Here is a 21,782-nt window from a genome sequence, read left to right as displayed (position 1 = left end):
TTCGCCGGGATGACGATCAAAATCAGGAACGATGAGAGATGGATTTCACCTACACCGAAACGCAGGACATGATCCGCGACACGCTCGCGCGCTTCCTGAGCGACACTTATGATTTTGAAACGCGCCAGAAGTTCATCAATTCGGACAGCGGCCGCGACCCGGCGATCTGGACCGCGCTGGCGCAGGAACTGGGCATGCTGGGTGCGCCCTTCGCCGAGGAGCACGGTGGCCTGGGTGGCGGCGCGCTGGAAAATGCGATCGTGATGGAGGAATTGGGCAAGGTCATCGGGATCGAGCCTTATCTGCCGACCGTCGTCATCGCGGGCGGCGCGTTGAAAGCCGTCGGCGGGGCGCAGGCCGATGCGATGATCCCCGAGATCATTGCAGGCAATGCGATTATCGCCTTTGCCTATGCCGAGCCGCAGGGTCGCTACGACCTCGCCAATCTGCGGAGCACCGCGAAGAAAGACGGCGCGGGTTATGTGCTGAACGGCCACAAGGGTGTCGTTTACGCCGCGCCCTGGGCGACGCATCTGCTCGTCACCGCGCGCACCGGCGGCGGCCAGCGCGACCGGGAGGGCGTGTCGCTGTTCCTGATCGACGCCAACCTGCCCGGCATCGTCCGCCGCGACTATCCGACCGTCGACGGCAGCCGCGCGTCGGAAATCTATTTCGAAAATGTCGCGATCCCGGGCGACGCGCTGCTCGGCGGCGAAGGCGTCGGCTTGCCGCTGGTCGAACAGATCGTCGATGAAGCAACCGTCGCGGTCTGCGCCGAGGCGACCGGGGTGATGCAGAAACTGCACGAAGGCACGCTGGAATATACCCAGCAGCGCAAGCAGTTCGGGGTGCCGATCGCCAAGTTCCAGGTGCTCCAGCATCGCATGGTCGATATGTTCATGGAGGTCGAACAGGCGCGTTCGATGACGATCATGGGGGTGCTGAAGCTCGATTTGCCCGCGAACGAACGTATGGCGGCGGTGTCAGCCGCAAAAGCCAAGGTCGCACGCGGCGCGAAATTTGTCGGCCAGAACGCAATTCAAACTCACGGCGGCATCGGCATCACGCAGGAGCTGGCGATCGGCCATTATTTCAAGCGCGCCACGATGATCGAAGGCCAGTTCGGCAGCCACGATTATCACATGGACCGCTATGAACGCTTGGTGCTGGCGGATTGATCCGGCGAGTCCCTCTCTGGCGGAGAGGGGCATCGACGAAGGTGACGGCTAGCGACCGATTTCGGACTTTTAATTTCGTCATCCCGGACTTGATCCGGGATCCATCTGCCCTCTCAAGATTACGGCGGCTCAACGGGTCATGGACCCCGGATCAAGTCCGGGGTGACGAGGGGTGGGGTTTGTCCGCTCCCCACCCCAAAGCCGACCTTCGCTAATACGCCACGTCTACCGCAATCCGCAGCGTCCTTGGCCGCAGCGGCGTCATAAAACCCGCATTACCCTCGACAAACGGAGTCCCCAGCGAAAAGCGATTCCCGCGTGAATCGAACAAATTGGTCAGCGTCACCGACAGTCCGCGGCGCTGGTCGCCGACGCGCATCGCCAGCCCGGTATCGATATAGTCGCCTTGGCTTTCGCCGAGCACCGGGCCGATGCCGAGCCGCGACGGCCCGACATAATTTGCCCAGCCGTTGACGCGGAAATCCTCGTCCCCGATCACTGTCGCATAGTTGACCGACCCACGCACCGCATGGCTGGCGACGTTGGGGATGCGTCCAAGCCGCCCCGGTGCCGCCGCAAACACCGGCAAGATGTCGAGCGCCAGATCGTCGACCCGGCTCTGGTTATAGACCGCGCCGAGTTCAAAGGTCAGCGCCTCGGTGGGGCGCATTGCGAGCGCGCCTGACACGCTGGTGATCCGTCCGTCGCCAATATTGGCCGTTGTCGGGAAACCGGTACTATCGATGAAATCGGCCTGAATGTTGCGCCAGCGGCTGTGCGACACCGCGATGCTGGCGTCGAACAGGCTTTGCCCCTTGTCGCCGAAGCGAACGCCCGCCTCCCACGTCCGTACCTGATCGTTCAGGAACCGCCGCACGAAATTGCCATCGACGGCGAGGCCGCCGGGGCGAAAGCCTTCCTGATAACGCGCATAGAGCCGCAGGTTATGCAGCGGCGTCGCGAGCAGGGAAAACGACGGCAGCAAGTCGGTCTCGTTGCGCGACGCAGTCGTCGCGCGGCCAGCTTGGGATAGCGCGAGGGATACGCCCTCCGCCATCCCGCCGAGCCTTGCGTGCGACAAACGGATGCCGCCTGCGGCGATCAGGTCGGGCATCACTTCCACCGTCGCCTCGGCATAGCCGGTGACTTCGGTAATCTTGTTGGTGACGCCCGGCAGAACCGCGCGCAGCGCGCCATAGCCATATTCACGGTCCTGCCGCGCGCGATTGTCGATGAAGCTCGCGCCGACGACCCAGCCCAAACCGTCGTGATAAGGCCGCGACAGGCGGTTTTCGCTGACGAACATCCGCGTCGCATTGCGTTGATCGAGCACGCGCGGGACGTCGGCAAGCGGCGTCACCTGAACCGGCGCGAACAGCCGCTCGACGTCCACCGCGCCCGCGGTAGCGGCGGACCCTGCGGGCGCTTCGGGCAGGCTCGCGTCGAAGCGTTCGAACAGGCGATGGTCGATAAAGGCGTTCGACGACTGGAAATGCAGACCGTCCCAATCCTTCATGACGACGATCGTGCCAAGGCCGTAGCGTGCCGACGCATTTTGTTCGACCATCGAGTTGCGGGTCAGCGGGTCGGCGGCCTTGTCGGCATATTGGGCGTCGTTCGACTTGATCGACTGGTAAACGCCCCCCAGATCGACGGTCCAATCATTACCGGCGTCGAAGCGAAACGCCGCGCGGCCGCCGCGGACATGGACGCGGTTGACGTCGTTCTGGCCGCGCAGCGGGTTGTCGATATAGCCGCCATCGGTCAGCATATAGCCGACCAGCCGCAGCGCATGGCCATTGTCGCCGACCGGCAGATTGGCGATCGCGGCGATGTCGCCGCCGGGGTCGCCATGCTGGGTGACCGAAACGCCCGCGATCGCCTGCACCGACATGGCGCGCGGGTCGGGCGCCTTGGGGACGACGCGAATGATCCCGCCGAGCGATCCGGCGCCGTAGAGCGTGCCCTGCGGTCCTTCGAGGATTTCGACATTGTCGACGTCGTAGAGGCGAAGGTCCGGATCGGGCGCATTATAGCTAAGCCGGATGTCACCGAGATATTGTCCGACCGTGGATTGCGTCGGGCCGGTGAAGCTGGAATCGGCGATGCCGCGAATGAACAGCTTGTTGCGCCCCGAACCCAGATGGGTGGACGACACGGTCGCGGTTCGCGACAGGATCGATTCCATGCCGCGTTCGCCGCCAAACGCCAAATCGCCGCCACTCAATTGGGTGACGACGCCGGCGAAATGCGAATAGGGCAGGTCGGTCTTTGACGCGGTGACGATGATTTCATCCTGCTCTGCGGCGACCATGTCCTGCGACGGTTCGCGCGCCCGCGGTTGCGGTGTCGGTTGGCGCGCGGGGGCCGGGCGATGGGCCAACCGCGGCGTCACCGGGCGGCGTTCGATGCGCCAGCTGGTGGCGCTGACGCGGACGGCGCGGGCGTCGGAACCGCTCAGCAAGCGCTGGATCGCTTCTTCGACGCTCATCCGCCCGCGCACCCGCTTGACCCGCGCCTGCCATAGCTTGGCATCGACGACGCTGATGCTGACCCCGGCCTGGCGGCTGATCACCGGCAGTGCGGTCGACAGGCTTCCCTTCGGCACGTCGAAGGCGCGCTCCTCCGCCGCCAAAACCTGTACGGGCACGGTCAGCGCGATCGCCGCAGCGACATAGGCAAGGCGGGACTGCGGGCTCAGCGGGTCAATATCCAGCCATCGCCCTGCCGCTGCGCCTTCGTTCCCGACAAGGCGGCCAGATCGGCGATCGTGCGGCTACGGTTCTTGTCGATAATCAGCGCCCCGCGGAACGACAGGTTAGCGGCGGCGGGTGCGATGCGGACATCCATTCCGGCGGTCCGCTTCAGATCATCGGCCACCAAGGCCAGCGGGGCGCCATTGTAAACGAGCAGTCCGCTGCGCCAGCCGCCGACGCTGGCGACATCGATGTCCTGCACGACCGGTGGTCGGTCATCATCATCGCGCGCTTCGATCGCCTTGCCCGCGACCAGGCGGACCTTGTCGCGATCGGGGTTGTAGAGGACGATGCCTTCCGACACAGCGACCGAGGTCTGGCGTTCGCGGCGAACGACGTTGAAGGCGGTGCCCAGATCGACGATCCGGTCGCCGCCCGCTTCGACGACAAAAGGATCACTATCGCGGTGGACGACATGGAACATCGCCTCGCCCGACGCCAGCCGCGCAAAGCGCGGGCGGTCCGAGTCGATTTCGATGATCGATCCGCCGTTGATTTCGATCCGCGACCCGTCGGCGAGTTGGATAGTGCGATGTTCGCCGGCCGCGGTCTCGATCCGGTTGCCATTGCCGAACGGATTGAGCGTCGACACGCCGATGACCGCGACCAACGCCGCCGCCATTGCGCCGCCGACCCACGCGCGGCGTGACGGACGGCGCTGTGCAACGGGCCTTACGACGACCGACGGGCTGACAGCCGGGGGTAAGGCGCCCAGGTCTTGATCGAGACTGGCGACCTCATCGTAAATTGCGGCGTGAACGGGGTCTTCGGCAAGCCACTCGGCAAAACCGTCCCAATCGTCGAACGCGGCATCGCGCTGGCGGATCACCCAATCGATGGCGCGCGCTTCGGCGGATTTGGCATCAGGCTGCATCGAACTGCCTCCGTAGCGCGGCGAGTGTCGCGTAAACTTTGCGCAAATCGGCTTCGACGGTGCTCAGGCTGACCCCCATTTCGCTCGCTATATCGCGCTGCGCCAGGCCGTCGACCCGGAACCGGCGAAAGATGCGCGCCGGGCGTTCACCGGTCGCGGTAATTGCAGCTTCGACCAGCCCGAGTTGCTCGCGCGAGATCAGCGCGATTTCCGCTGACGGTTCGTGACCTGCCGCACTTTCGCCCCACGCCTGATCGCGCAGTGCGCTCTGGCGTAGCGAGCGGTAGCGGTCGAGCATCAGATTGTTCGCGGCGCGCATGACATAGGGCAGGGGGTCGGCGATCGGTCCGATCGGGCGATCGGTCAGCCGCATCCACAGATCCTGGAACAGGTCTTCGGCAGCGTCGCCCGCGCCGCGCACTTCCAGAAACCGGACGATCCGGCTCCGGTTGGCGAGCAATACGCCTTCGATGCCCTGCGCGGCGTCGGTTCGGTCGTGCGAACTGGTCATCGATTGCTTGCTCTGGAACGCCATTGTCTGTCGGGGCGCGCCGCCCCGGCGCGCGCCATCGGTTCCCCTGATGACGCCGTCATATAGCGTCCGCGCCCGACCGCGCAACCGCGGCACCGGAAAGGAGGGGAGGGCTAGTGCAAGCATCGCTGTGTTCGTTCATTTCCATAAATGGCAAGGGGGAAGCGAAGGTAGGGGTCTCGCTTCCCCCTTGCACGCGGGGCCGGCCGGGGGGCTAGAGGCCGACCCGCAGACTCGCACGGAACGCCCAACCAATATGGTTTTGCTGTTCCTCCGCAGACATTTCGCCGGCGACCTGAAAGGCCGAATTGCCAGCAATGCCACGGAGACGGCCGACCCAGCCGCTCGTGCGATCATCGGGGGTAAGGGTGAACGGCGTGCCGTCCTTGAACGACGCGGTGGTCGTGCCCAGGGTGCCGCCGACAATCTGGCGGCGGCCACCTTCGATTTCGAAGCGCGTCCAGCCGTCATATTGGTCGAGACCGCCGAAATCCATGCCGAGCGCCACGGTGCCCGACACCGCCAGCTCGTCGCTGTCGCGGCCCAGCACCTTGAGGTCGAGTGCGTTGCCGCCGCCGGTTTCCTGATAGCCCTTTTCGGTCAGCTTGAAATAATCGACCGCCACCATCGGGCGAATGGTTATGCCTCCCGCTTCTGCATCATAAGCGAGCGAGCCCGACGCCGACCACAGGGTGCCGTCCCATTTGCCCTTCATCGTCTTTTCGATGTCGTCGGCGCCCGCCTCGGCGCTGAAGATGCGGGTGCCCTTCATTTTGATGGGCGCGCCCGATACGCGCGCGTTGGCCATGAAGCCATTGGAGCGCAGACGCCAGTGCAGCGCGCCTTCGAACTGGCTGGTGCTGACTTCATTGGCGTTGCTGCCATTGGCGTCCTTGCCGCTGAGAAAAGCGATCGAGCCGCCGAAGTTGCCGACGTCGCTCTTGATCTCGGCGCCCAGGCCGATGCCCCAGCCGCTAACGTCATAGCTTGCGGTGTCGCCAACGCTTTTCGACGTCCCCCAAACCGCTTGGTTGACCCAATAACCCCATTTGCCTTCGTCCTGGAACGGTGCGTTGGGATCCTGCAGGTGGCGCGACAGCGCGCGCGAGCCCGAGGTCACGGTTTCGAACACCCCGCCTTCATGCTCGGGCAGCATCTGGCCCAGCTGGCCACGGAATTGTTCGCCGCTGGTGATGCCCAGAAAGACGTCCTCGATCTTCTGGTCGGCGATCACCGCATCGAGCACCGCATCGAACGCGCCCGCTTCCGACCGGTTGAGCCCGAGTTCGGTCGTGCTTTTCCGCGACACATCGACGATCAACTGGGTCGCGTTCGAGGTCAGCGTGCCCTTGTACAGGAAAGGCAGCAGCGTCTGCGACGCGGTCAGGTTGCTCGCGCCGGTCAGTGTTCCGGCGGTCAGCACGACATGCCGTCCCTCGGCCTGTTCGATGCTCGACAGCCGCAGCGCGAGTTTGGACTCGGCGCCAAAGCTGGCGTTGCCGGTAACCTGTAACGCAGTGCCGGTGCTGCCGGTGTCGAGCAGAACGCCGAGCGTCCCCTTGTCGGTGACCGCCAGCGACGCAATCCGCGCCGCGCCAGTGACGTCAAAGGTGCCGCCGCTGACCGATACCGCCAGCCCCTGGGCATTGGCGAGCGAGCCCGAAAAGGCCGACGTTCCGCCGATGCTCAGCGTATCGGTGCCGCCGCCGAAATCGGCCGCGCCGGTAAATTTCGCCGTGCCTGCCAGCGTCATGCTGTCATTGCCAGCGCCAAAGCGCGCGTTGCCGGCGTAAGTCGCATCGCCCGACAGCGTCAGGCGGTTGTTGCCGCCGCCAAAGACGCTGTTGCCCTTTACCGACCCGTCGGCGATGTCGAAGATGTCGTTGCCGCCGCCAAAGCGGACGTCGCCGACGATGCTGGGTGCAGCAATGCCCGACGCGACGGCGGTCTGCTTGACGGTTGCGCCGGTGGCATTGGCCGACAGGTCGATGGCGATGTTGCGGTCCGAGGTGGCGAGCGCCCCGGCGGCGCTGATCGTGCCGCTGTTTTCGACCGTGCCGACGCTGCCCGACAGGTCGACGATGGCGCGGGCGGTGCCGTTGTCGCCGCCGGTCTTGGCATTAATCGCTCCGCTGTTGCGGATCAGCGCAACGTTGCCGCCGGCTTCGATCACGACTGCGGTGGCGACCGACCCGGCGACATTACCCGTGCTTGTCGCCTCGATCTTGCCCGCGTTGCGCAGCTCGGGTGTCGTCGCCCCGCTGCCGATGCGAACCGCCGTCGCGGCGACATCTTTCGACAGGGCGATCACGCTACCCGTAGTGCCGATGCCGATGCCGCCCGCGATCGTCACGGCGCCGCCGAGGCCGCCGATCTGCATCCCGTTGCCGTCCTTGCCGGCATAAAGCCCGTTTCCGACGACGGCGCCGTCGATGATCAGCCCCAGGCCGGTACCGGTTCCCGCGACCGGACCGATCGTCACGCTTTGCGTCGCCGACCCGATCCGCACCGCCGCCGCCGACCCGAACGAGCGCACAACAGCGCTGCCCTCCTTGTCGTCGGGAATACCGTCCTTGTCCTCGTCGTTGTCGGTGGTGCTCGCATCCTTTGGCGGCACTGCCAGCACGATGCCGCCGGTAACATTACCCTCGACCGAAAGCGCCGGGCCACCGATCAGCAGATCGTCAGCGTCGAGTTTCGACGGGTCAGCCGGCACAGCGGTGATGCGGTAGCCGGTAGCGGTCAGATTGCCCTGAACGACCAGCGCGCCGGTGATGTTGCCCGCCAGCCGGACCGCCGTCGCGTCCAGGCCGGTGGCGGCGATCGTCCCTGCGAGGCGAACATTGCCGGTGACATCCTGCAACCCGACGCCAAGCGCGCGGTCGCCCAGCACCGAAATTGTGCCGTCGCTGGTGAAATTACCGGTCAGCGGGCCGCCCAGGCGGATGCCCGCCGAATCATTGCCCTCGATCGCGATCGATCCGCTGTTGACGATATTGCCGGTGAAGGCGCCGAGCGTCGCGATGCCGACGCGGTTGCTGCCCAGTGCAAAGGCGCCGTCGATGTCGCCGTCATTGTCGATGTCGGTCGGCGCATAGGGTTCGTCGATGATGATCTTGCCGGTCGCGGTGTTGGTGATCGATCCGACCGTGCCGGCGTTGGCGACGATGCCGCGCGCGCCGTTGGCGTTGCCGATCTCGATCGTGCCTTCGTTGATGACGCGATGGTTGCTGTCGATGGTGACCGCGGTGCCGCTGGTCGGCTTGATCGAACCGGTCGAGGTGATCTTGATGTCGTCGGGGGCGCCCGATTTGATCGTCGCCGTCCGCACCGGTGCGGTGGTCGCAGTGGTGATCGTTGTTTCGGCCTGGGCTGTCGTCGAGAGCAGGGCGGCCAGACAGGTGGTGGCCAGCAAAGTGTTGCGCATCGGGTTCCTCTTGTGATCGGGGCCGGGATGTCATCCCGGCGACAATCACAAGACGGAGCCCGCGCGCGGCGACCTTGGAAGAAAAAACGCGGCGCCTGCAAAGCGCCGCGCGCTTCGATCCTTGCCGACTCCCCTAACGCCGCCGGACGCCATAATCGATCCTGATCCTGACCCACGCGCCCACCAGTGGCCGTCCGCCGAGGCGCGGCGGCCGCACCTGGAACGCCCATGCTGCGGCGAGGACGGCGCGATTGATCTGCGATCCGTTCGGATATTCATCCAGTGCAACGCAGTCCTCGACCCGATAATCGGGCGCCGTGCGGCACGCGATCAGTCCCCATCCGGGTCCGCTGGCGGTGGACAAATAGCCGCGCAACTCGTCATCGCGCGGTTCGCGATACCACGCCGCGGCATAGAGCGGTTCGCCGTTCGGTGCGGTGCCCACCCGCTCGCTGTCGCGCGATGACGACGACGAGCCGCCCGTGTTCGGCGGCCCATACACCTGTCCACCGGGCGGGCGGGCCGGGATACGGGGCGCCGCGGGCGGCGGCGGGCGTTCGGCTGGCGTGGTGATGATCGGTGTGGCGGGCGGCGGGGGCAGCGGTTTGGCGGGCACGGGTGGCAGCGGTTCGTCGGGGGCGGGCTGCGGCGGCGCAGGTTGGTTTTCGGTCCGTTGGGGCTCTGGGCTGCCTGGTGCGGGCGCCTCATCGGCAATCTCGCTGGCCTCCAGGTTGACCACGGTGATGCGCGTCTGGCTGTCTTCGCTCGGGGCTTCCACACCAAATGAGAGCAGCATGAGCAGCAAGATCGCCGGGATTAGAACCGCCAGGCCGATGGCAAGCGCGCGTCGTCCTGCCCCGATATTGAGCGCTTCGACGGGGAGGGGGGCTGGAACAGGGTTCAGCGGAAGCAATCTTTGGTGGCGGCGTCCGCTGGCACGAGCCGAAGCGGTGTTTGCGGGGGATAGTGGCGCGCCACATCTTTGACAAGGGCGGGTGCCCGGCCCAGACGCTGCGACGCAATTTGCAAGCCTAGCGCAGGACCGCCTGATACCTCGGGTCCAGATTGATGGCCTGTTGTTCATCGGCGCTCGCGCGTTTCGCATCGCCATATTTTCGCAGCAAGACGGCGCGGTTGTAATAGGCGCGCGCCGATTTCGGCGCCAATCTTATGGCACGGTCGAGATCGGCTATTGCGGCCGCGCTGTCGCCTTGCCGGTCATGGGTAATGCCGCGATTGAGATAGGCGGCGGAAAGGTCGGGCGCGATGGCAAGCGCCGCGTCGAACGCTGCGATAGCCTTGTCCAGATCACCACTCCACGCCTGTCTCAGGCCTTCGGAAAGATGGATGTCGGCCTGGCTCCGCACGGCTTTTGCCGCCCTGTCGGCGAGCTTGCGGCACTGCGACAAGGCGCGGTTCGGGTCGTTGACCGTGCAGGCGTTCCAGTCGCCGCGCCGCACGGGCTGGCTGGGCGCGATGCGCGCGCCGGTGACGACGATCGACCCTTCGCTTGGGCTGGAATATTGTTCGGACGACACCACCGACACCGCGACCGGGGATTCCTGCACGGCTTGCGGCGAAGCGCGTCCCTGAACCACGATGGCCGCGGCATCTTGCGTGTCCATCACGCGCGGGGGTGCGGCGGGGGCAGCCTGGCGGGGCGGCATCGGCTTGGCCGCCGCCACGCTGTCGTCCGACCGGGGCGGCGGTAGAGCGATGTCGGAGGTGTCCGGCGTCGCCAAAGGCGGCGTCACCGCCCGCATCGCCACCGGCGGCGCCGCGGCGACTATTTTGACGCGCGCCGCATCATCGTTCGCGCCGGATGCGATCCGCTCCTCCGCCACAGGAACCGGTGAAATCGGCGATTGCCACGCGAACGGCAGGCTGATCGCGGCCACCAGCGCGGCGGCGGCGAACAGCCCCGCCTGCGGACGGCGGAGCGTGGTCCACCACGGCGCCGGTGGCCGGACGGGGTCACGTCCTGCGGCGGGCATTCCGTCGAAGCGCGCGAGGGCTTCTGCAATCGCAGCTTCACGGCGCTTCGGCGCGGGCGGCGGCGCTTCTGGCAAGACCGCCCTGACATCGTCGTCGCGCATCATCGGCGTTTCCGGTCAGCCGCCCGGCTTTCCCGATGGCGCCGAGCGACGCCGAGGGGGAGGCCTGGAATGAGGGGCAGGGGCGTCGGCATTATCGGGTCTTATACGCAGAAATGAGCGGCGGTCGATACAGCGGCGCCGGTACCCGATCGCCGCTGCATCCTGACGTTGGCAGCAAAGCCGCCGCCCTCACCGCTCCAGTCGTGCCAATGCGCCGGCTGATTTTGCGGCGCGGACCAGATTGACCAATTCCATGCGATAGCCATAATCGTCACGGCCCCGCGCGCCGCCGACAATGTGCAGCACGTCGTCATAGGTCATCGATCCGTTATAGCGGCCGCCGCGCAGCAACTCGGCAAAAGATGCGACCCCGGCGGCGAAGCGCGCGTCCTGCGGCGCATCCTCGAAACGCGCGAATTCGACCATGCGGTTGATCGGCGTCGCGATCAGTTGGCTGGTCGCCGATTTGGGCAATTTGTAGCGGATTTTGACAAAGCCATATTCCCCGGCTTGCCCCGCCGCCGCGATCCGCGGGGCGGGCTGGGAATAGCGCAGGTCGCCGTTGGCACGCGGCCCGCCGACGGGCACGATTTCATAGATCGCGGTGACCGTCTGGCCCGACCCGACATCGCCGGCGTCGATCTTGTCATTGTCGAAATCCTCACGCTTCAGCATCCGCGTTTCATAACCCACCAGCCGATATTCGGCGACGGTGGCGGGGTTGAATTCGACCTGGATTTTCACATCCTTGGCGATCGGGAACAGCGTCGAGGTCGCTTCGTCAACCAGCGTTTTGCGTGCTTCGCCGATGGTATCGATATAGGCTGCGGCGCCATTACCGTTCTGGGCCAGGGTCTGCATCAACGCGTCGTTGTAATTGCCCATGCCAAAGCCGAGGACCGAGAGGAAAATACCCTTGCCGCGCTCGCGCTCGATATAGCCCTTGAGCTCGTTCCGGTCGGTGATGCCGACGTTGAAATCGCCGTCGGTCGCCAGAATGACCCGGTTGACGCCGCGTGGATCCAGATTGCGTTCGGCGAGGGCATAGGCCTGGCGGATCCCTTCGGCGCCCGCGGTGCTGCCGCCCGCGCCAAGCTGGTCGAGCGCGGCCAGGATTTTGCTCTTCTGACCCGCCGGGGTCGGCTCCAGCGCGGTACCAGCACCACCCGCATAGGTAACGATCGATACCCGGTCATTGGCGTCGAGTTGTTCGAGCAGCATCGCCAGCGACTGTTTGACCAGCGGCAGCTTGGCCGGGTGGTTCATCGAACCCGACGTATCGATCAGGAAAACCAGATTGGCGCGGGGCCGTGTTGCACGCTCGATCGCATAGCCTTTGATCCCGACGCGGACGAGTTTGCGGCCTTTGGTCCAAGGGCTTGGAAACACCGCAACATTGGTGCTGAAGGGTCGCTGGGCGCTTTGCGCTGGGGCATAGTCATAGGGAAAATAATTCACCAGTTCCTCGGTCCGCACCGCGGCGGGCTGGGGCAGGACATTCTGGTTCAGCGAAGCGCGAACGAAGGAATAGGACGCGGTGTCGACATCGATCGAAAAGGTCGACACGGGTTCGTCGCGCGCGATCTTGAAGATATTCTGCTCGGCCGCCGTAAATTTGTCGCGCCCGACGTCCTGGTAATAGGGTGTCGTCACATCGCCGCGCGGCGGCGCATACAGCGAGTTGCCCGTCACCATCACGTGCCGCGCGGCCGGGGGCGGTGCGGCGGAGAGATTTTCAGACGAAACGACCGATATGGCGACCGGCGTGTCGTACACCGCGTCGCTCGCGCGGCGTCCGGTCACGACGATAGCCCCCGAATCCTGCTCGACCGCGGGGGCTTCGGCGGTGGTGACAATATCGGGCGACGGGGCCGATGCGGGCGAGGCAATATCGTTCGACGGCGAGCAGGCGGTGACGAGCGAGATAGACAGGCCTGCGGTGAGCATCAGATGAAAGCGGGACATGGAGTGCCTCCCTGGCAACAGCGGTGCAAAATTGCCCGCATGTGCCTGAGATGTGTCGGCGCCGGAAATCCTTGGCAGCCGTGCGAAAAAAATTGCGGCAAGATGTGGGGTCAGGCGTCCAGACCGCCTTTGGGCGCGAGTTGGCGCCGGATCTCGTGCATCCGCCACGACACCGTCGTTTCGGCGATCCCCAAAATCTGCGCCGCCTCGCCATGCGTCAGTTGCTGCGCGGCAACCAGGATCGCGGTGTCGCGAAGTTCGGGTTTCAACCGGGCGATGGCACTCTCGATCCAGATCGCGTCATAAAGATCGCGGCCGTCCGGTCCTTTGGCAAGACCGGCCATCACGCCCAGCTTGCCGGTAAAGCGCGCAAAGGCCGAGCGCCGCCGCCGGAAATCGCGGCAGGCGTTATAGACGATAGCGCACAGCCAGGTCGTGAATTTGGCGTCGCCGCGGAAATTGCTTAGCCTTTCGGCAAGGATGCAGCAGACGTCCTGCGCAATGTCGTCGGCGTCGGCGCGTGACCCCGTCAAATGCCAGGCGAGACCGTGGATGCGGTCGTAGTGGCGCCGGAGCAATGCAGCGAAGGCGTCGCGATTCCCCGCCACTGCCGCCTTTATGATCGAGGCATCGTCGGCCTCAGCCATGCGGTAGCGCCATGGGCACCGGGCAGTGATCAGCGCTACCGGTGGACGGCAAGCGCCTCACAGGCCAAACTGATCCCCCGCATCGCGCCATCGCTGCAGTTGTGCCTCAACCGGTTGACGAAGACCATCGCATATTGGTGCACTGCCGAAGTGTCAGTGATGTTCATATTGTTGGAGCGCCGTCGTGCGGTCATACGGCGTCAGGCTGTCGATCCGGCGCTGCTCGACCTTGTCCAGCCAGTTGGGATCGGCAAGCAGCACCCGGCCCAGCGCGACGAGGTCGAATTTACCGCGCTCGAACATCGCCACCAGATCCTCCTCGCCCGAGCTGTTGCAGCAATGGTCGTGGACCAAACGCTATCCGGGCCGCGAAGAAACGCAGAACTACATGCGCTTTTGAACCGCGCGAGGAAGCCGAACGCGAATGGACCGCCGCGACCGCCAACATCCACGGCCAGACCCTGATGGCGCAAGAGGACAAGGTCATTTCATGGATGATGGGCGCCAATCGCGACGACAAGGGCGCGCGAGTGCTGATCTATTTCGGCGGTGCCAATCTTTATGACGACGCGCTGGACCAGTCGGCCGCCGAAGATTTCCCCGAACTGGCGTTCAAGACGCTCGGGTAGGGCGTTCACCGCGCCAAAGCACAGGCTTGCCTTTTGTTCGGCTGGTCAAATGAAACAGGCGGCAGCGGTCGCAGCGATAAGATCGCAGCTCCGCTGCCGCGTCCCGGGCGACGGCAATCGCGTCCGCCGCCGTTGGGTACGACCGCTTCCTTTTGCAGATGCTGAGCCTGGTTCGCATTTCGCCTCGGGACAAGGAATGGCTCGGCCGACCGCGCCAGCATCGCACATGACAGCGAAACGCCGACAGCGCTAGGCCGGGGGCTTGCGATCCGTCAAACCTCGGCGTGGCCGCTGCCGGTGGGTTTACTGGTTTCGCCACTCCGACGTCCTCACCGCACCGCCTCAGCGCGGATTTCGGGGGACCGGAACGATCCATTTTCCGGCGCCGCGGCCCGGTCTGGATCGAACGCTTGAAATGCGACGAGTTGAGCCACTCTGCTCCATTTCTGGACAGGAATTTAAGGACTTGGTATCATCTGCCAGCCCAAATGGCGGTTATGGTCCAAACAGGGGCAACTTCGGGCGCGATCCTTTTGCGCCGCTTGGCGTTGGCGTCGGTATTTGTCGCGGGCGCGTGCCTCGTGCATGTCGGTGCGGACGATCTCGCGACTTTCGCGCTGATCGCTGGCGCCGTCGGGTGCGGCTGGGCCGGTTCGGCCTGGCGGCATGACTGGAAACTCTGGCGCCTGTCGCAGCGGCTGGAAATGATTTCCGGCGAAAGCCAGAAAATCGTGATCGCCGACAGGCTGGCGGAAAATGCCAAAGGTCTGGAAATCGCACTCGCGACCATTGAGCGCCGGTTGATCGAACGCCATGGCGTCAGCGGTTTGCCGACGCGCGAGCCGCTGCTCGACCAAATGCAACGCGATGGCTCGGGCGTGCTCGGCACCTTTGCCCTCGACGACTTCGAGCGGCTGGCCGGATTTGATCCTGCGCTCGCCGAACGGGTGCTTTTGGAAATCGTCGGGCGCATTGTTCGAATGGTACCGCCCGAACGCTTGATAGCGCATGTCGATCAGGGGCATTTCGCAATCTGGTACGGCAAGACCATCGATCCGTCGCTGGCGCGATCAGAGATTGATGCCATCGCCTATGCCCTTGGCGGCCGGGTGATCATCGGGCAGCGAGAGATATTGCCCAGCATTGCAACGCGCTGTGCGGCCCTGGTGGACGGCATAACGCCGCAGCAGCTGCTGACGCGAACGCTGGCGTCCTTCGCGCTCCAGGATGTGCCTGAAACGCACGAACATAGTGTCCAGGCGATCGCGCAGATCCAGCACCGCTATGCAATGGAACAGGATTTGCGCGGCGCGATCGGGCGCAACGAATTTCAGTTGTTCTTTCAGCCGCTGATCGACGCGAGCTGGCAATGTGTCACCGGCGCCGAAGCGTTGATCCGCTGGAATCATCCCGAGCGTGGGAACGTGCCGCCGTCGCTGTTCATTCCGATCGTCGAGGCCTCGGGTCTGGCGGAAGAGGTCGGGCTGTGGGTTCTCAACGCCGCGGCGCGGCAGGCAAGCGAATGGGAGGGCGGGCAATTCGGGCCGCTCCGGATCGCTGTCAATATTTCGGCCAACCAGCTTCACAATCCGAATTTCGCCGCGTTTCTGAGCCGGACACTGCACAATCATTCGCTCGATCCGGAGTGCCTTGAGATCGAGCTGACGGAGGGGGTGGCGAGCACCGACGATGCCGGACTCGCGCGTCTGTTTGCCAAGATACGGGCGCTGGGGGTGATGATCGCGATCGATGACTTCGGTACCGGCTATTCCAGCTTCAGCACACTGCGCCAACTCACCTTCGACAAGATCAAGATCGACCGCGAGTTCGTGACCGAGGTCCATCGGCGTCCGCAAAGCCAGGCCATCTGTCAGAGTATCCTCGCGCTCGGCCGCGGGCTCGACATCCGGGTTCTCGCCGAGGGGGTCGAAACCGCCGAGGAATATGGTTGGTTGGTCCGGCACGGCTGCCGCCATTTCCAGGGCTATTATTTTTCGCGTCCGCTGTCGGCCGCGGATTTCGCGACGTTCATCAACGACCGGGCGGGCCTTGCGGCGTTGCTCCGGTCGGCCAATCCAGTCCCCCAGATCGAGAGAATGACATTATGACGACCGCCGTTCACAACAGCCTGCGCCGACATGTCCGGTATGGCATCATATTGACGGCGATGTTCGCTGTCGCGGGATGTGCAAGCGGTCCCAAACCGGGCGCCGTGTCAGGGCCAGCGAGTAGCGCGCAGAGCATCGATACGATTGCGGAATATCTGAACCAGGGCGACGTGTCGTCAGCGCGCAAGCTGATCAAGGCCGGGCTGAAGCGCGACCCCAACAATGCGTCGCTGGCTCTGCTCCGCGATTCGATCGCGCGCGATCCGGTCGAACTGCTCGGGCCGCAATCCTTTGACTATGTCGTGCAGCCCGGCGACACGCTTGCAGGCATCGCGCAACGGTATCTGGGCAACCGGCTGATGACCTATCAGCTCGCCCGATACAACGGGATCGAAAAGCCAATAGTGCTGGCAGCAGGACAGACATTACGGATCCCCGGCGCCAAGCCGGCACCGGCACGGCGTGCCGCGACGCCTGCGCCGACGCCGAAATCGGCGCTGCCCGCGACGCGGGCGCAGCCGCCGAAACAGGCCGTGGCGCCGCCCGCTGCGCGCGCCAACCCCGCGGCGGCGCGCCAGCTGCGGACTCAGGGTCTGGCCGCGCTCAACAAAGGGTCGGCGGCGCGCGCGGTGCAGTTGCTGCGGCGTGCCTCGACTCTCGATCCTGACAATGCGGTCATCAGAGCGGATCTGGCGCGCGCCGAACGGATCGAGGCGACCGTCCGGTCGCGCCGCTAGCGGTGTTTCAATCTTTGCCCGTTATGACGGGTGATCAACAGGGTGCAATCGGATGAAATCGCTGGGACGCTACAGTATCGAGGGCCGCTTGGGCGAAGGCGCGATGGCCGACGTCTATCGCGCCGTCGACCCGAGCATTGGCCGCAAAGTGGCGATCAAGGTGCTCAAGCCCGAATATGCGCGCAACCCCGGTCTCAACATCCGCTTTCTGCGCGAAGCGCGCGCCGCGGGGGCGCTGAGTCATCCCAATATCGCCACGATTTACGAGGTCGGTGAGGAAGATGGCATCGCCTATATCGCCATGGAACTCATCGAAGGGCAGCCGCTCGACACGTTGCTGCAGGCCAATGGCCGGATGCCGTACGAACGCGTGCTGGTGCTCGGCCAGCAACTCGCCGGCGCACTCGCCTACGCGCATGGGATGGGCGTCGTGCACCGCGACGTCAAACCGTCGAACATTCTGCTGACCAACGACGGCCGCACCGCGAAGCTGGTCGATTTCGGCGTCGCGCGCATCGACGATCCCGATCCGGACGGCGACAACGATCATCTGGCACAGACCCAGTTCGGGCAGATGATCGGAACGCCGCGTTACATGAGCCCCGAACAGGCGCTCAGCCTTCCCGTCGATCATCGCTCGGACCTGTTTTCGCTGGGCATCGTGCTGTACGAAATGGTGACCGGCAAGGCGGCGTTCCCGGGCATTGGCCTGGCGACGCTGGCGATCCAGATCGCGCAAGAGCGGGTTGAACCGATCGAGCGGTCGGCCAGCGACTGTCCGCCGGGGCTGCGCTTTGTCATCGACAAACTATTGTCGAAAAAGCCCGAACAACGCTTCGCCGATGGCGACGCGGTTCGCAAAGCGATCATGCGCGAAATGAGTGCGCGCGAGGACACCGCGGCGCCCCGGCGGGGACTGTCGCTGCGCGTCAAACTGCCACTCTTGCTGGCGACGGTCACATTTGCGGTGCTCGCAATCTGCGGTGCGTTGATCAGCACGCGCGAAGATCGGGCGTTCGAGGCAATGGCCGCCACGTCGGGCCGGACAATCGCGGCGTTTGTCGCGAGCAACGCCGGGGTTGTTGCCGTCGACAATGCCGGGCTGCCTGCCGATCAGCAGGACTGGGGGGCGCTGCAGGCCTTTGTCACCAGCGCCGGCGAGGACCGCGAAATTCGCGCCATGACCGTCGTCGACGGCGATAATATTATCCGCGCCGCCACCGACGGCCGCCGGGTCGGGGCGCGATATGCCGCGCCGCAAGGTGAAGCGCGCGTTGGCGCGGCCAATGGCGCCCTCGTCAGCTATGTCGGTGCCGACCAGGATGCCGGGATGCGGATTGTTCAGCCAATCCGCTATGCCGGGGCAAGCTATGGCAAGGTCGATGTCGTCGTCCGCACCGAGGCCCTTGCCGCCGCGGCGAACAACACGCGTTGGCTGCTGGTGATGCTGTCGCTCGTCGTCATGGCCACCGTGATGGTCGTCGGCTATTTGAGCGGCGCTGCGGTCACGCGTCCGCTCGCGCGGCTTCGCAAGGCGCTTGATGAGGCCGCAAAATCCCGTTTCGCGCTGCGTATTTCGCATCGACGCGGTGACGAGTTCGGGGCTGCTTTCGATGCCTTCAATCGCGCAGCCGGCGTCGCTGAGGAAAATTTCGCGGGCGGTGCACCGAGCGACGACGCCTCGCTGCTCGCGACCCGGATCGCCGAACCGCCTGCCGCCTCGGCGCCCGTACGCCAGGTCGCCTGAGGAAAATCTTAGCCATGTTCATGTTGCAACTTTTCGAGCGCGGCGACGAAATCCATCCGGTCGATGCCCGGCTGCTGCGCGAAGGCGTGTTGCGGGTCGGCCGCGACAACAAGGCGGATTGGTCGATTCCCGATCCCAATTGCGCCTTGTCGCGCACCCACTGCGAATTTTCCGTGGCGCCGGACGGACTGATCTTGCGGCCGCTCGGTGCCAATGGCGTGTTCAACGCGGCTACCGGCGAACGCCTTCCCGACCAGGCCGACGTCCCGGTCGCGCTGCCGTTCGCCATCCGGCTCGGCGACTTTCGCATCGTCATATCAGAAGCGCCGCACGGTGACATTGCCGGTCAGGAGACGCGCACCATGGTGCTGACGCCACCACTCGGTAATTCGATCGACGTTCCCAGCGACTGGACCGACACCGACACCGGCACCGGCATCGAAACCGCCGTCGCGGTGCGTCCCGCGGCGGCGGCGATCACCACCGGCTCGCTGCTCGACGCATTTTGCGAAGGCGCCGGCCTTGATGCTTCGCTGCTGGCGCGCGAGGATCCGGTTGAGATCATGCGCCGTGTCGGCGGCGTCTATCGCCAGATGGTGCTGGGTGTCGGGGATCTGATGAGTGAGCGCGATCACGCGCGCTCGCAGTATCAGATGACGCGAACGACCATCGGCAGCGCCGACAACAATCCCTTCAAATGGGCTCCGACCCAGCGCCTTGCGATCGATCTGATTCTGGGCGGATCGCACGGGTTCCTTTCAGGTCCGGCGGCGCTGCAATCGTCGTTTCGCGACATCAAACGGCATCTGGTCGCCACCTTCGCCGGGCTGCGCGGCAGTTTGCAGCAGGCGATTGCCTGCTTTGACCCCGATCGCCTTGGCGGCGATGCGCCCGGCCGGTCGCTGTTCCAGAACCGGGCCGCAGCGCAGATCAAAGAGCTGGAAAGGCGCCATACCGATCTGCTCGAAGAGATCGAAGGCAGAAAATCGGGAGTGCTCGATCGGGCATTTGTTCAGGCCTATGGCGTCGCCGACGCCGCCGCGACGGATGATCGCGAATGAATTTTTTCCGCATCTTCGGCCGCGGCGATGCGGTGAGTAGCAATGGCGCCATAGGCACCCTCCAATCGGTCGCCCGCACCCACGTCGGTCACGTCCGTGCTGTGAACGAGGATCGGGTTCTCGATTTGCCCGCGGCCGGACTGTGGGCAGTGGCGGACGGGATGGGCGGTCATCAGTCGGGCGATGTCGCGGCGCAGATTGCGGTCGATGCGCTGGCGGATCTGGCGGGCAGCGGGCGGGACTTGTGCGGCGACGATATTCTTGCGACGCTGCAATGTGCAAACACCCGGATATACGACCGCTTTCCCGATACCGAACGCCGCAGCGGAACGACCATCGTCGCTGCCTTGCTGACCGATGGGGCGCTGGAGATTTTCTGGGCGGGCGACAGCCGCGCCTACCAACGGCGATCGGGCATATGGCACCTTTTGACCCGCGATCACAGCGTCGTTCAGCAAATGGTGGATGCGGGGGCGCTGTCAGCCTCCGCGGCGGCGGGTCATCCTAAAGCCAATGTGATCACGCGGGCGCTCGGCGTGCACGCGGAGGTCGTTATCGATCGGCTGGTGACGACGTTCGGCGCCGGTGACGCGATCATGCTTTGCTCTGATGGCGTCTCGCGCAGCCTGCGCCTGCAAACGCCCGGCGCCGCGTCGGCGGAAGCGCTCGCGCAGTCAGTGCTTGATCAAGCTCTGGCCCATGACGGCAGCGATAACGCCAGCTTGGTGCTGATCGTCGCGAGCGGCGGTTGATTGCCGACCGACCGCAACCCGCCGCGTCGGGTCGTCAGCGATGATAGAGGCGGACAGCGCCGCCGCTGGCTCCGGCGCCGGGCGGCGTAAACACTGTAACGGCGGCGGGCAGGACGCGGAAATGAGCGGGCGTTGCGGTCACGATTTCACCATCGGTGTTGATCGGCATCGGACGCCGCGTTTCAATGTCGAATTCCACGCAACGCGCGGTCCGCACTTCTTTCCACGCCCCGTGCGTGCCGGTACGAAAGGCACGCGCCATCAGGGCCGATTTCCAAAGGTTCGGCATCTCCAGGCTGTAAAGATCCAGCGTGCCGTCATCGATCGCGGCGGTTTCTTCGATGACATTCCCGCCGCCATACAGGCGGCCGTTGCCGATCGCGATCTGGTATGTCCTGACCTGCGTCCCGCTGCCCTTTTCGACGATCCGCGCACGAAAGCGCCGGGCGCCCGCCAGGATACGGAGCGCTGCAACGGCATAGCCAAGCCGTCCGAACCGCTTCTTGATGTCGGGATCCAGGTTCTGCGCCAATTCGCTGCTCAGGCCGATACTCGCGACATTGAAAAAGGCGTGGCCATTGACCGTTCCGACATCAATCTGTCGTTTGTGGCCAGCCACGATCACGTCGGCTGCCGCCGCGAAGTCGAGCGGGATTGCCAGCGTCCGCGCAAGGTCGTTGGCGGTTCCCGCCGGAATGATGCCGAGCGGCAGACCGCTTTCGATCACCGCGGGCGCCGATGACGAGATCGATCCGTCGCCGCCGCATACGACAATCGCATCCGCCGCCTGATGCAAGCGGGTGATGTCCCGTGCGATCTCCGGAAGATTTTCGAACGGCTCGACCGTGACCGCAAAGCCGCCGGCTTCGAGCCGGGTGCGCACCGGCGCCAACGCGCCGTCGCCCTGCCGCGCCTTGGCATTGTGGAGGAGCAGGATACGTTTGCCGAAAGGCGAGGGCATAGAATAAGACCAATCGCAGGAAAAAGGGCGAGGAATGTCTTGCTATAACCGATCCGCGTCCGAAACCAGACCGTCGGAAACGGGGATCGGCGACCGGCCGGACAATCACGGCGGTGTGATCGTCAGCAAGCACGGCGGATCGCCGTCCGTCAAACCGAAAGCGCAATGACATGTTCCCCGGCGGGGAAAATTGCCGTCAAATTTTGGGGAAAGAAATGGTGGACGCACTAGGGCTCGAACCTAGGACCCGCTGATTAAGAGTCAGCTGCTCTACCAACTGAGCTATGCGTCCACTGCCGGGTTGCGGCGCGC

At 64.9% G+C, this 21,782-nt stretch carries 17 protein-coding genes and 1 tRNA gene; 7 read left to right on the top strand and 11 right to left on the bottom strand.

Annotated features, from left to right (window positions below):
- The first annotated feature begins 38 nt into the window (after positions 1-38).
- Entirely contained in the window at positions 39-1,178 is a 1,140-nt protein-coding gene (locus tag J2X44_RS11155; protein ID WP_310083813.1) for an acyl-CoA dehydrogenase family protein, read from the top strand.
- Between the two features lie 211 nt (positions 1,179-1,389).
- On the opposite strand, the gene J2X44_RS11150 is transcribed toward J2X44_RS11155, so the two are convergent.
- The 9 genes from J2X44_RS11150 to J2X44_RS11110 form a co-directional block, all read right to left on the bottom strand.
- Positions 1,390-3,828, bottom strand: coding sequence for a TonB-dependent receptor (locus J2X44_RS11150; RefSeq protein ID WP_310083810.1), 2,439 nt, complete (start codon positions 3,826-3,828; stop codon positions 1,390-1,392).
- Between the two features lie 47 nt (positions 3,829-3,875).
- Positions 3,876-4,808, bottom strand: a complete 933-nt coding sequence (locus J2X44_RS11145) for a FecR domain-containing protein (RefSeq protein ID WP_310083808.1) — start codon at positions 4,806-4,808, stop codon at positions 3,876-3,878.
- Positions 4,798-5,319, bottom strand: coding sequence for a sigma-70 family RNA polymerase sigma factor (locus tag J2X44_RS11140; RefSeq protein ID WP_310083806.1), 522 nt, complete (start codon positions 5,317-5,319; stop codon positions 4,798-4,800). The genes J2X44_RS11145 and J2X44_RS11140 overlap by 11 nt, the downstream gene beginning before the upstream one ends.
- Before the next feature lie 235 nt (positions 5,320-5,554).
- Positions 5,555-8,767, bottom strand: a complete 3,213-nt coding sequence (locus J2X44_RS11135) for an autotransporter domain-containing protein (RefSeq protein ID WP_310083803.1) — start codon at positions 8,765-8,767, stop codon at positions 5,555-5,557.
- Between the two features lie 133 nt (positions 8,768-8,900).
- Positions 8,901-9,563 (bottom strand): hypothetical protein, encoded by a 663-nt coding sequence (locus J2X44_RS11130; protein ID WP_310087012.1) that lies wholly within the window; start codon positions 9,561-9,563, stop codon positions 8,901-8,903.
- Between the two features lie 235 nt (positions 9,564-9,798).
- A complete protein-coding gene (locus tag J2X44_RS11125) occupies positions 9,799-10,866 on the bottom strand; it encodes a tetratricopeptide repeat protein (RefSeq protein ID WP_310083800.1) in 1,068 nt (355 codons plus the stop codon).
- A gap of 186 nt (positions 10,867-11,052) precedes the next feature.
- Entirely contained in the window at positions 11,053-12,828 is a 1,776-nt protein-coding gene (locus J2X44_RS11120; RefSeq protein ID WP_310083797.1) for a VWA domain-containing protein, read from the bottom strand.
- A 110-nt stretch (positions 12,829-12,938) separates the two neighbouring features.
- Positions 12,939-13,475, bottom strand: coding sequence for an RNA polymerase sigma factor (locus J2X44_RS11115; protein WP_310083794.1), 537 nt, complete (start codon positions 13,473-13,475; stop codon positions 12,939-12,941).
- 153 nt (positions 13,476-13,628) lie between these two features.
- A complete protein-coding gene (locus J2X44_RS11110) occupies positions 13,629-13,829 on the bottom strand; it encodes a hypothetical protein (protein WP_310083792.1) in 201 nt (66 codons plus the stop codon).
- Positions 13,830-13,939: 110 nt separating this feature from the next.
- On the opposite strand from J2X44_RS11110, the gene J2X44_RS11105 reads away from it, so the two are divergent.
- From J2X44_RS11105 to J2X44_RS11080, 6 genes are all read left to right on the top strand, one after another.
- Positions 13,940-14,104 (top strand): hypothetical protein, encoded by a 165-nt coding sequence (locus tag J2X44_RS11105; RefSeq protein ID WP_310083790.1) that lies wholly within the window; start codon positions 13,940-13,942, stop codon positions 14,102-14,104.
- A 548-nt stretch (positions 14,105-14,652) separates the two neighbouring features.
- Positions 14,653-16,212 carry an EAL domain-containing protein gene (locus J2X44_RS11100; protein ID WP_310083786.1) on the top strand — a complete coding sequence of 520 codons (1,560 nt, stop codon included), beginning with the start codon at positions 14,653-14,655 and terminating at the stop codon, positions 16,210-16,212.
- Entirely contained in the window at positions 16,209-16,949 is a 741-nt protein-coding gene (locus J2X44_RS11095) for a LysM peptidoglycan-binding domain-containing protein (RefSeq protein ID WP_310083783.1), read from the top strand. The genes J2X44_RS11100 and J2X44_RS11095 overlap by 4 nt, the downstream gene beginning before the upstream one ends.
- A 52-nt stretch (positions 16,950-17,001) precedes the next feature.
- Complete coding sequence (locus J2X44_RS11090; protein WP_310083781.1) at positions 17,002-18,696, top strand: protein kinase domain-containing protein; 1,695 nt, start codon at positions 17,002-17,004, stop codon at positions 18,694-18,696.
- A gap of 20 nt (positions 18,697-18,716) precedes the next feature.
- On the top strand, positions 18,717-19,757 hold the full coding sequence (locus J2X44_RS11085; RefSeq protein ID WP_310083778.1) for a type VI secretion system-associated FHA domain protein: 1,041 nt from the start codon (positions 18,717-18,719) through the stop codon (positions 19,755-19,757).
- On the top strand, positions 19,754-20,509 hold the full coding sequence (locus J2X44_RS11080; protein WP_310083776.1) for a protein phosphatase 2C domain-containing protein: 756 nt from the start codon (positions 19,754-19,756) through the stop codon (positions 20,507-20,509). Before J2X44_RS11085 ends, J2X44_RS11080 begins: the two co-directional genes overlap by 4 nt.
- A 34-nt stretch (positions 20,510-20,543) precedes the next feature.
- Here the strand turns inward: J2X44_RS11080 and J2X44_RS11075 are convergent, their stop codons facing one another.
- On the bottom strand, positions 20,544-21,470 hold the full coding sequence (locus J2X44_RS11075; RefSeq protein ID WP_310083774.1) for a lipid kinase: 927 nt from the start codon (positions 21,468-21,470) through the stop codon (positions 20,544-20,546).
- A 216-nt stretch (positions 21,471-21,686) separates the two neighbouring features.
- Positions 21,687-21,762, bottom strand: a tRNA-Lys gene (locus tag J2X44_RS11070).
- Positions 21,763-21,782: the final 20 nt, after the last annotated feature.

Source organism: Sphingopyxis sp. BE259, assembly GCF_031457495.1.
GTDB lineage: Bacteria > Pseudomonadota > Alphaproteobacteria > Sphingomonadales > Sphingomonadaceae > Sphingopyxis.
The sequence above is the reverse complement of the archived record's forward strand: the minus strand, read 5'-3'. Positions and strand labels throughout refer to the sequence as shown.